The sequence below is a fragment of the Streptomyces cinereospinus genome (assembly GCF_042430725.1).
GTDB classification, from domain to species: domain Bacteria; phylum Actinomycetota; class Actinomycetes; order Streptomycetales; family Streptomycetaceae; genus Streptomyces; species Streptomyces cinereospinus.
The window spans coordinates 61764-68757 of record NZ_JBHMCY010000021.1; the positions used below are offsets into that span (position 1 = coordinate 61764).

General features: G+C 72.8%; 7 protein-coding genes. 2 read left to right on the plus strand and 5 right to left on the minus strand.

Features of this window, described 5'->3' with window-relative positions; genetic code table 11:
* The coding region (locus ACFF45_RS13710) for a DEAD/DEAH box helicase (RefSeq protein ID WP_381346117.1) at positions 1–1685 on the minus strand (1685 nt) is incomplete at its 3' end.
* A 514-nt stretch (positions 1686–2199) separates the two neighbouring features.
* Between ACFF45_RS13710 and ACFF45_RS13715 the strand changes: the two genes are divergently transcribed.
* A complete protein-coding gene (locus tag ACFF45_RS13715; protein ID WP_381346071.1) occupies positions 2200–2961 on the plus strand; it encodes a ferritin-like fold-containing protein in 762 nt (253 codons plus the stop codon).
* 284 nt (positions 2962–3245) lie between these two features.
* On the opposite strand, the gene ACFF45_RS13720 is transcribed toward ACFF45_RS13715, so the two are convergent.
* From ACFF45_RS13720 to ACFF45_RS13735, 4 genes are all read right to left on the minus strand, one after another.
* A complete protein-coding gene (locus tag ACFF45_RS13720; RefSeq protein ID WP_381346073.1) occupies positions 3246–3515 on the minus strand; it encodes a hypothetical protein in 270 nt (89 codons plus the stop codon).
* A gap of 221 nt (positions 3516–3736) precedes the next feature.
* A complete protein-coding gene (locus ACFF45_RS13725) occupies positions 3737–3964 on the minus strand; it encodes a DUF3107 domain-containing protein (RefSeq protein WP_196459574.1) in 228 nt (75 codons plus the stop codon).
* A gap of 139 nt (positions 3965–4103) precedes the next feature.
* A complete protein-coding gene (locus tag ACFF45_RS13730; protein ID WP_381346075.1) occupies positions 4104–4751 on the minus strand; it encodes a TetR/AcrR family transcriptional regulator in 648 nt (215 codons plus the stop codon).
* 197 nt (positions 4752–4948) lie between these two features.
* Positions 4949–5173, minus strand: a complete 225-nt coding sequence (locus tag ACFF45_RS13735) for an Rv3202a family protein (protein WP_381346076.1) — start codon at positions 5171–5173, stop codon at positions 4949–4951.
* A 290-nt stretch (positions 5174–5463) separates the two neighbouring features.
* On the opposite strand from ACFF45_RS13735, the gene ACFF45_RS13740 reads away from it, so the two are divergent.
* Complete coding sequence (locus ACFF45_RS13740) at positions 5464–6654, plus strand: alpha/beta fold hydrolase (RefSeq protein WP_381346078.1); 1191 nt, start codon at positions 5464–5466, stop codon at positions 6652–6654.
* Positions 6655–6994 lie beyond the last annotated feature (340 nt).

The following is a 6994-nucleotide window of genomic DNA, read 5'->3' on the forward strand; positions in this document are numbered from 1 at the left end:
CGGGTGCGCCTCGGCTTCGCCTCGGCGGTGTCGACCGCAGCCTCCGCGGGGGCGGGCTCGGCGGACTGCGGGGCCTCGGCGCCCTCCGTGGTCTCGACGGCCGGCGCGGGCTGCGCCTCCGCGGTCTTGCGGGTGCGTCGGCGACGTGGCTTCGCGGGCGTCTCGGCGGTCTCCGTGATCTCCGCCACGGTGGCACCCTCGGCCGTCGCCACCGCGGTCTCCGCGGCCTCGGTCACGGGCGACTCGACCGCCGCCGTGGCCGTCGCCCGGTCCGGGACGCCGGCCCGGGTACGGCGCCGGCGGCGCAGGGTGCGCGGCGCGGCGGCCTCCTCCGTGGTCGCCTCGGCGGCCGCCGGTGTCTCCGCCCCGTCCGTCGGCGTGCCACCGCGCGTCCGGCGGCGGCGCCTCGGCGTGCGGGACGACCGCTCGCCGTCGGCGGAGCGGGACTCGTCCCGGCCGCCCCGGCCACCGCGACCGCGCCCACCGCGGCCGCCCGGCTCGCCCAGGTCCTCCAGCTCCTCCGCGTCGAGCCCGGCGCGGGTGCGCTCGGAGCGCGGCAGGACTCCCTTGGTGCCCTCGGGGATGCTGAGCTCGGCGAACAGGTGCGGAGAGGTGGAGTACGTCTCCGGCGGGTCGTTGAAGTTCAGCTCCAGCGCCTTGTTGATCAGCTGCCAGCGCGGGATGTCGTCCCAGTCGACCAGCGTGATCGCCGTACCGGACGCACCCGCGCGGCCCGTACGGCCGATGCGGTGCAGGTACGTCTTCTCTTCCTCCGGCGACTGGTAGTTGATGACGTGCGTCACACCCTCGACGTCGATGCCGCGGGCGGCGACGTCGGTGCAGACGAGGACGTCCACCTTGCCGTTGCGGAAGGCGCGCAGCGCCTGCTCGCGGGCGCCCTGGCCGAGGTCGCCGTGGACCGCCCCGGAGGCGAAGCCGCGCTGCTTGAGCTGGTCGGCGAGGTCGGCCGCGGTGCGCTTGGTACGGCAGAAGATCATCGCCAGACCGCGGCCCTCGGCCTGCAGTATGCGGGCGACCATCTCGGGCTTGTCCATGTTGTGCGCGCGGTACACGTGCTGCGAGATGTTCGCGACCGTCACGCCCTCGTCGTCCGGCGCGGTGGCGCGGATGTGCGTGGGCTGCGACATGTAGCGGCGGGCCAGGCCGATGACCGCGCCCGGCATGGTCGCCGAGAACAGCATCGTCTGGCGGCGCACCGGAAGCATGTTGATGATCTTCTCGACGTCGGGCAGGAAGCCCAGGTCGAGCATCTCGTCGGCCTCGTCGAGCACCAGGCACTTGACGTGGCCCAGGTCGAGCTTCTTCTGGCCGGCCAGGTCCAGCAGCCGGCCCGGGGTGCCGACGACCACGTCGACGCCCTTCTTCAGGGCCTCGACCTGCGGCTCGTAGGCCCGGCCGCCGTAGATCGCGGTGACGCGCACGTTGCGCACCTTGCCCGCGGTCAGCAGGTCGTTGGTGACCTGCGTGCACAGCTCGCGCGTGGGGACGACGACGAGAGCCTGCGGGGCGTCGGTGAGCGCCTCGGGCTCGGCGCGCCCGGCCTCCACGTCGGCGGGGACGGTGACGCGCTCCAGCAGCGGAAGGCCGAAGCCCAGCGTCTTTCCGGTGCCGGTCTTGGCCTGGCCGATGACGTCCGTGCCGGAGAGGGCGACGGGGAGGGTCATCTCCTGGATGGGGAACGGGGTCACGATGCCGACGGCCTCCAGGGCCTCGGCGGTCTCGGGGAGGATCCCGAGCTGTCGGAACGTCGTAGTCAGGGTGCTGCCTCTTCTGTGTGCGCGGTACGAGGCGAGCGCGGGGGTCGTGTCGGACCGTGCCGGGGACGTCGGCCGCCGTAGGGGCGCGCCGTAGACACGGGACCTGTGCCAGCGCTCCAGCGTTCGTACCGCTGAGGGGGTCCCTCCGATCGTCGTACGCACAGTGCCGTACGGTCAGGGAGGGCTGTCGGGTCGGAGCCGATCGGGCCACCGACCGGGCATCCTCATACGTGCGGCCTGTCGAGGTACGGCGAGACCGTCGCCGTACCAGCAGGCGCATTACCACCATACCTCGGAATCGCGCACATGCGATGGCCGATTCGGTCACGTAGTCATCGTCACACCCGCGCGGGCGTTCCTGGCCGTCGTCGTGGTCACACCGACTGGCCGGGGACCTCCACCCCGCGGACAGCGGGCTATTGTGCGCTTCATGACGACCTCTGACAAGCCTGAGCACGCCGCCGAGACCACCGACGCCGCCGCGCACACCGGGGTCGCCGCCCAGAACTGGGCGACCGCGGCCGCCGATCCGCAGTACCGGGCCGCGGTCGTGGACCTGATGGGCGCGCTCGCGTACGGGGAGCTCGCGGCGTTCGAGCGGCTCGCGGAGGACGCCAAGCTGGCGCCGACCCTGGCGGACAAGGCGGAGCTGGCGAAGATGGCGTCGGCCGAGTTCCACCACTTCGAGCGGCTGCGCGACCGGCTCACCGAGATCGGCGCGGAGCCGACCGCCGCGATGGAGCCGTTCGTGGCCGCGCTGGACGGCTTCCACCGGCAGACGGCGCCCTCGGACTGGCTGGAGGGGCTCGTCAAGGCCTACGTCGGCGACTCGATCGCCAGCGACTTCTACCGCGAGGTGGCCACCCGGCTGGACGCCGACACCCGCTCCCTGGTGCTGGCCGTCCTCGACGACACCGGCCACGCCGGCTTCGCCGTCGAGCGGGTGCGTGCGGCCATCGACGCCGACCCGCGCGTGGGCGGACGGCTCGCGCTGTGGGCGCGCCGGCTGATGGGGGAGGCCCTGTCCCAGTCCCAGCGGGTGGTCGCCGAGCGCGACGCCCTGTCCACCATGCTCGTCGGCGGGGTCGCGGACGGCTTCGACCTGGCCGAGGTCGGCAGGATGTTCTCCCAGATCACGGAGGCGCACACGAAGCGGATGGCCGCTCTGGGGCTGGCCGCGTAGAGCCGGTCCGGCGTTCCTCGGGGCGACTGCGGAGGCCGTCTGGAGGCCCTGCCGGGGGATGCCCGCAGGGAGACTCACGGGCGGGGTGCCCGCCGGACCTCCGTTCGAGCGGGAGTGCCCGCACGGAGGCCGTTCGAGCGGGAGCGCCGGTACGGAGGCCCTTCGGGCGGGGAGGGTGCGCAGGGCCCGGACTACGGGCCTCGGCGTACGCGGTGGGAGGCCCTACGGGCGGCAGCGGGTACGTCGGCAGGGGCCTTGCGGGCGGCGGCGGGTGCGGCGGCGGCTCAGGCCGTCGCCGATCGTCGGCGGAGTCTTCCCGCCGGGCGCAGCAACAGGGAGAGGGACGCGGCGGAGACGATCCCCGCGCCGAGGAGCACCAGCACGAAGCCGCCGGCCTCCAGCGCGCCGTGCGTGAGGAAGGCGCCGAAGAGGGCTCCGGCGACGCCGGTCGACAGGACCAGGTGGCGGGCCGGGAGGCGGTGCGGCAGGCGGGCGACGCAGACCCATGACAGGGCGAGGCCGAGGATCGCGGCGCTGAGTGCTTCCAGGAGCATGTCAGGGTCCTCCCACATGGCCGGCCTGTCCGAAACGGTCGTAGCCCGTCTTACCCCTGACCTGCGGAATGCAATCCTTCCCTGTGCGGAAGGTGTGGCCTGTTCGTGAATCCGTGCCGGAGGCGCCGGAACCGGCCGAAAGGCGCAGCAACCGACACGAAGGGCCCGGCGGCTCGTGCGAGCCGCCGGGCCCTTCGTCTGCGGCTGTCCGCAGGATGCGCCTACAGCGCGCCGAAGCCCACCTTGCGCGGTGCCGGCTCACCGAGTTCGACGTACGCGAGGCGGTCGGCCGGGACCAGGATCTTGCGGCCGTGCTCGTCCACGAGACTGAGCAGCTGCGACTTGCCGGCCAGCGCCTCGGCCACCACGCGCTCGACCTCCTCGGCACTCTGACCGCTCTCCAGAACGATCTCGCGCGGCGCGTGCTGCACGCCGATCTTGACCTCCACGGCTATGTCCCTCCGAACGGTCAGTGAAGTGCGCGGGCGTCCGCGCCGTACCCAGCACACATTAGCCCGGTGAGGGGACGCGCACGCTCCATAGGAGCACGCCAGGAGCGAACAACCGGCGGGAACAAACCCGCGGGCGTCAGTGGTGCAGTTGTTCGCTGCCGTGCAGCGGGAAGCCCGCGATGCCCCGCCAGGCCAGTGAGGTCAGCAACTGCACCGCCTGGTCGCGCGGCACGCTGCGGTCGCTGTGCAGCCAGGATCTGGCCACCACCTGGGCGAGACCGCCGAGCCCGGAGGCCAGCAGCATCGACTCCGCGCGCGAGAGGCCGGTGTCCTCGGCGATCACGTCGCAGATCGCCTCCGCGCACTCGTTCGTGACCTTGTCCACGCGCTCGCGCACCGCGGGCTCGTTCGTCAGGTCCGACTCGAAGACCAGCCGGAAGGCGCCGCCGTCGTCCTCGACGTACGCGAAGTAGGCGTCCATGGTGGCCCGGACCCGCTGCTTGTTGTCGGAGGTCGACGCGAGCGCGTTGCGCACCGCCAGGATCAGCGACTCGCAGTGCTGGTCCAGCAGGGCCAGGTAGAGGTCGAGCTTGCCCGGGAAGTGCTGGTAGAGCACCGGCTTGCTGACACCGGCGCGCTCGGCGATGTCGTCCATCGCGGCCGCGTGGTAGCCCTGCGCCACGAAGACTTCCTGGGCGGCGCCCAGCAGCTGGTTCCGGCGGGCGCGGCGCGGCAGCCGCGTACCCCGCGGGCGTGCCGCCTCAGTTTGCTCGATGGCTGTCACGCCGCCTCCCAAAGTCGTCCACGTGCGGTGTGCGCCGCGGGGCCATCGTACTTTTCGGTAACCGTGCTGTGCGCGCTGCGAGCGCAGATTTTCACGGACCGGACGGCCGCGAAAGCCGCACAGAGTGTTTCGAACGAGTGCAGAGCGGGCAAAAATGGGTCCCGCTCCCGTGGGACGGCGCCTGGTGTCGCCATGCGTCACCGATAGTCGTCCTCGTCAAGGCTCACGACCCGGGCCTGCTCTGCGAGGTCGCCCTCACTGGCGCGGTCCGGCTCCAGGCCGGTCAGCGGGTCGTCGCGGTCCGGCGCGATGTCCGTGTGCTGCTCGGCCGCGTCGACCTCGGGGGCCTCGACGTCGAACTCCTGGACTTCCTCGGTCTCCTCGTCCTCGAAGGTCTCGGGGTCGGTGGGGTCAACGGCCATGGCGGGCTCCCTTCCTACGAAACGTCCCTGAGAGAAGCAGGGGCTACACGCGGGTGCCCTCTTTACGAGCGTAGGAGACACCCGTTCCGGACGCTATGCGATCCGCGTCCGGAACGTCACGCACCGCGCACCCGCCGGACCGCGCGGACCGGCCGTGGATCTCCCCCGCGGCGCGTCGTGTGGACCTGCCGTGTCCGGGGCCGGTACGCGCGGTGTCTGTGACGGTGATCTCGCGTGTCAGTGCCGACGAACACATGAACCACCGCGTGATCACCTCGTAACATTGCCGCATGTCTTCGACCGAGTCGCCGTTCGTGCCGACCACCAACGTGCTCCCGAAGGTGGCGCCCGTCCGGGTCGCGGAGGGCGAGCGGCTCAAGTCGGTCCGGCTGCCCGGCATCACCCTCACGGTGCGCTCGAGGCCGCCCGCGCGCGAGGGACTGCAACCCGCGCTGTACGTGCACGGCCTCGGCGGCTCCTCGCAGAACTGGTCGGCGCTGATGGAACTGCTCGACGCGGACGTCGACTGCGAGGCCGTCGACCTGCCGGGCTTCGGCGACTCCCCGCCCCCGGACGACGGCGACTACTCGGTCACCGGGCACGCGCGCGCGGTCATCCGCTACCTGGACGCCTCCGGCCGCGGTCCGGTGCACCTGTTCGGCAACTCCCTCGGCGGCGCGGTCACCACCCGCGTCGCCGCCGTCCGCCCCGACCTCGTCCGGACGCTGACCCTCGTGTCGCCGGCGCTGCCGGAGATCCGCGTCCAGCGCACCGCCGTCCCCACGGCCCTGCTGGCGCTGCCCGGCGTGGTCCGGCTGTTCACCCGGATCACCACCGGCTGGACGGCCGAGCAGCGCGTCCGGGGCGTCCTGACGCTCTGTTACGGCGACCCGGGGCGCGTGTCGCCCGAAGGTTTCCGCCATGCCGTGGAGGAGATGGAGCGGCGGCTGCAACTGCCATACTTCTGGGACGCGATGGCGCGCTCCGCACGCGGGATCGTCAACGCGTACACCCTGGGTGGCCAGCACGGGCTGTGGCGTCAGGCCGAGCGGGTGCTCGCCCCCACGCTCCTCGTCTACGGTGGCCGCGACCAGCTCGTGGGCTTCCGCATGGCCCAGCGGGCCGCCCGGGCGTTCCGCGACGCGCGGCTCCTGACGCTGCCGCACGCCGGGCATGTGGCGATGATGGAGTACCCGGAGACGGTGGCGAAGGCGTTCCGGGAACTGATGGCGGAGGCGGAGGCCAGGGTGAGAGCGACTGACGACGGTGGCTCCGGGGGTGGTGCGTCCGGTGCTGCCGCCGGCCGGGCGTCCGGTGCCGGCTCCGGCGGTGCTGACTCCGGCAGTGCTGCCGCCGGCAGTGTTGACCGGGCCGGGCGTGCCTCCGGTGACGGGGCCTCCGGTGGCGGAACCTCTGGTGATGGGGCCTCCACGGGGGGACCGTCCGCCGGTGGGGCCGAGTCCGCTAGCGCGGGGAGCTGAGGGGCGAGGTGGGACGCCACAGTCGCCGTGGTCCGGCACCCAAGGGTGAGGCCACGGACAAGGGGCCGCGTCCCCGCGTGCCCGAGTCCGCGAGGGGCCAGCGGGAGACGGGGCCGCAGGGGGAGCGGGGCCCGCAGGAGCAGTGGGGCCCGCAGAGCGTTCGAGGCACACAGGGCGTGCAAGGGGCACAAGGTGTGCAAGGCGCGCAAAGGGCGCAGGGGGTGCAGGGGGTCGCGGGGGAGACGCCCGCGCGGGGAGGGCCGCCGTTGCCGGACGGGACTCCGGCGCATGGTTCTTTCCGTTTCCCGGATGGCACTCCGGCGCACGGGTTTCCCCGTTT